Genomic DNA, 3,579 nt, shown 5'->3' on the forward strand with positions numbered 1-3,579 from the left:
GTTTAGATCAGCGATGTGGGTTAGCCAATCAAAGTCTGGGGCAGAACTTCCGTACTTGCTTTCTAGAACAAACCGGATTTCTTCGGCTTCCCCGACCTCTCGGACACCAGCGCCAACAAGAAAGCGTCTAGACTTTTCCTGTTGGCCACTTTTCTTACCTTTCTGTTGATTTCCGCTGAGAAGTGACCCGGTAAGCCAGATAATTTTCACTGAGAATTGACCCATGTGAGCACATTGCCCCGACGTTTTCGTTTGGGGAGATTTGGAGTGATCGACATGGGATTTTTGAGTGTCATACGACGCTGGGCATTGCGTGACAAAATGCCAATTCGCGAGATTTCACGGCGCACGGGGCTGTCTCGCAACACCATCAAAAAGTATCTACGCGAAGGCGCTGTAGAACCGAAGTTCAAGACACCGCCGCGTTCTAGCAAATTGGATCCGTATGCGGATCGGTTGTCTGCCTGGCTGCTCGCCCAGACACGCAAGCCCCGCAAGGAGCGGCGCACGGTGAAGCAGATGCATGCTGATCTGGTGAAGCTGGGTTATGAAGGATCCTATGGCCGTGTTGCCGCATTCGCGCGGACGTGGCGGTCAGATCGGCACCGTGCGGAACAGACGACGGGACGCGGAACTTACGTGCCGCTGGTATTCCAGCCGGGTGAAGCGTTCCAGTTCGACTGGAGCGAAGACTGGGCCAATATCGGTGGAGATCGGGTCAAGCTTCAGGTCGCCCATATCAAACTCTCACACAGCCGGGCTTTCCTCGTGCGAGCCTATCCGTTGCAAGCGCATGAGATGCTGTTTGACGCCCATTGGCATGCGTTCCGCGTGTTTGGTGGCGTTCCCGGCCGCGGGATTTACGATAATATGAAGACGGCCGTGGACCGTGTGGGCCGAGGCAAGCAGCGTGACATCAATGCCCGCTTCAAGGCCATGGCCAGCCATTATGTTTTTGAACCAGAGTTCTGCAACCCTGCTGCGGGTTGGGAGAAAGGTCAGGTCGAGAAGAACGTCCGCGATGCGCGCAACCGGCTGTGGCAGGTCATGCCCATCTTCAAGGATCTGGGCGAGCTGAACCAATGGCTTGAGGATCGCTGTGTCGCCCTATGGGCCGAGACAAAGCACCGGGAATTGCCGGGTACTGTTGCTGATGCATGGGAAGCTGAGAAGCCCACGTTGATGGCGCTGCCGCCCGCCTTCGATGGATTTGTCGAACACAGCAAACGGGTATCGCCGACATGCCTGGTGACCTTCGAACGCAACCGGTACAGCGTGCCGGCCAGCTTTGCCAACCAGCGTATCAGCCTGCATGTCTACCCCGAACGTCTGGTCATCGTGGCTGAGGGCCAAACCGTTTGTTCACATGAGCGGATCATAGAGCGGTCACATCGCAAGCCTGGCAGAGTGGTCTACGATTGGCGTCACTATTTGGCAGTCATCCAACGTAAACCGGGTGCTCTGCGTAACGGTGCGCCGTTCACAGAGATGCCAGATGCCTTCCGTCGACTCCAGGATCATATGCTCCGCAAAGAGGGTGGTGACAGGGAAATGGTCGATATCCTGTCACTGGTTTTGCATCACGACGAGGACGCAGTTCTACGCGCCGTAGAATTGGCGTTGGAAGCCGGGGTTCCTACCAAGACGCATATCCTGAACCTGCTGCACCGCTTGATTGACAAGAAGCAAACAGACCTTCCAGAGATCGACCCACCAGATGCGCTGGCTTTGGAAACGACCCCGAAGGCAAACGTGGACCGCTACGATGATCTGAGACAAACCGGGGAGAAGCGCCATGCGTCATGATCCAGCAGGAGCTTCCGTCGTGATCATGCTGCGCAGCCTCAAGCTGTATGGCATGGCAAATGCAGTAGAGGATCTGGTCGCTCAGGGCGCGCCCGCCTTCGAGACCGCAACACCGATGCTGTCTCAGCTTCTCAAAGCTGAGATCGCTGAGCGGGAGGTGCGGTCAATCGCCTATCACACCAAGGTGGCGCGCTTCCCCTCTTACAAAGACCTCGCAGGCTTCGACTTCAAATCCAGTGAGATCAACGAGGCCACTGTCCGGCAATTGCACCGCGGAGAGTTCATGGAAAATGCAGAGAACGTTGTCCTGATCGGCGGCCCCGGTACTGGCAAGAGCCACATCGCGACTGCCATCGGCGTTCAGGCCATCGAACATCACAGGCGTAAAGTCCGCTTCTATTCGACAGTGGAACTGGTCAATGCGCTGGAGCAGGAAAAGGTGCTAGGCAAAACCGGGAAGATGGCTGAGATGATGACCAAGGTCGACTTGGTCATTCTCGACGAGCTCGGCTACCTGCCATTCAGCTCATCCGGCGGCGCACTGCTATTCCACCTGCTCAGCAAGCTCTATGAGCGCACCAGCGTCATCATCACAACCAACCTCAGCTTCTCTGAATGGGCGCAGGTCTTCGGGGATGCAAAGATGACAACAGCTCTCCTCGACCGCCTCACGCACCGCTGCCACATCCTCGAAACCGGTAACGACAGCTACCGCTTCAAGGCAAGTTCTGAAGCAAGGAAAACGAGAAAGGAAACGCCAACATTGACCACAACATAAACGCTGAGACATAAACAAAGGTGGGTCAAATCTCGGTGAAAATACCGGGTCACTTCTCAGCGGAAATCAACAGCGGGACGAAGCTGACTTTTCAGGTCCGGCTATGCGTTCCTTTCCTAGCAATAAATTTCGTAGTCTCTATCATGCTGGTTTTGCCCCACTGTCGAAGGAAACAACATGTTGCGTTCAATGCTTATCCCCGCAGTTCTCTTTGCGCCTCATTGTCTGACTGCTGCAGAGAAAGTGTCGGCAACGAACTTCTATGTCGTCAACCAAGAGCAAATTTCCGCGGGCGAGGACGTGTTCTGGAAAGAGGACAACTATGGGACTTATACCGTTGACGAGGGACCAATCGATCCTGGTTTTGTCCGGTGCGTGGGCTCGGGTTTCGGCGGACCCAGCGGTGTCAGCGGCGGTGGCGTCTGTGTTTATGGTGAAGAAGAGGACACGTTCACCATGAGATGGGAGGTTGTTGCCTTCGGCGTCAACAACTGGCGGATTGTTTCCTCCACCGGCAAATATTCGGGGATGACTGGAAGTGGAACGACCAAAACACGTGTGGCGTCAAATTTCCTGGCGCTACCGCACCGTATTTCTGACTGGGAAGGCGAGGTTGCCTTGCCCGCTAGGGATTGAAACTCGAACTGAAATGGTCGGGGATGATGCTGATTTGAAAGGTTGGCAAAGCCCGCATTGGGCTTGTTGTCGCCTTTCGTTACTTTTCACATTAATGACCGGTGGCAGCCCGAAGCGGACATTCTCGAAAGTTGGCACACTACTGCCGAACTTGATAGATTCGAAAAAAGGTTGCTATTGGGAAATGCGCATGACACGCCGACTTGCCGCCATACTTGCCGCCGATATGGTCGGCTACTCACGGCTTATGGCGGCTAACGAGGCGGGAACACTTGCTCGTCTCAAAGACCTACGACGGGACATCATCAATCCAAGTATCGAAAGTGCCGGAGGTGAGATTATCAAGCTTACCGGTGATG

The 3,579-nt window shown here is 55.0% G+C and carries 4 protein-coding genes and 1 pseudogene; 4 read left to right on the forward strand and 1 reads right to left on the reverse strand.

Annotated elements, in window-relative coordinates; genetic code table 11:
• A partial coding sequence (locus tag ACR0C6_RS20900) for a hypothetical protein (protein ID WP_480621014.1) occupies window positions 1–225 on the reverse strand: 225 nt, incomplete at its 3' end.
• Between the two features lie 51 nt (window positions 226–276).
• On the opposite strand from ACR0C6_RS20900, the gene istA reads away from it, so the two are divergent.
• The 4 genes and pseudogenes from istA to ACR0C6_RS20920 all read left to right on the forward strand — a co-directional run.
• Window positions 277–1,806: an IS21 family transposase gene (gene istA / locus ACR0C6_RS20905; protein ID WP_480474840.1), complete on the forward strand. Its 1,530-nt coding sequence runs from the start codon at window positions 277–279 to the stop codon at window positions 1,804–1,806.
• Window positions 1,796–2,584, forward strand: a complete 789-nt coding sequence (gene istB / locus ACR0C6_RS20910; RefSeq protein ID WP_480474839.1) for an IS21-like element helper ATPase IstB — start codon at window positions 1,796–1,798, stop codon at window positions 2,582–2,584. The genes istA and istB overlap by 11 nt, the downstream gene beginning before the upstream one ends.
• 177 nt (window positions 2,585–2,761) lie before the next feature.
• Complete coding sequence (locus tag ACR0C6_RS20915; RefSeq protein ID WP_480484939.1) at window positions 2,762–3,220, forward strand: hypothetical protein; 459 nt, start codon at window positions 2,762–2,764, stop codon at window positions 3,218–3,220.
• A gap of 13 nt (window positions 3,221–3,233) precedes the next feature.
• Window positions 3,234–3,579: pseudogene (locus ACR0C6_RS20920) on the forward strand (hypothetical protein); the annotation flags it as partial.

The sequence above is a fragment of the Ruegeria sp. AL12 genome (assembly GCF_056540885.1).

Excerpts from the sequence above, each read along its gene's own strand:
- istB (WP_480474839.1), top strand. The coding sequence starts at position 1,796 with ATGCGTCATGATCCAGCAGGAGCTTCCGTCGTGATCATGCTGCGCAGC.
- istA (WP_480474840.1), top strand. The coding sequence starts at position 277 with ATGGGATTTTTGAGTGTCATACGACGCTGGGCATTGCGTGACAAAATG.
- ACR0C6_RS20915 (WP_480484939.1), top strand. The coding sequence starts at position 2,762 with ATGTTGCGTTCAATGCTTATCCCCGCAGTTCTCTTTGCGCCTCATTGT.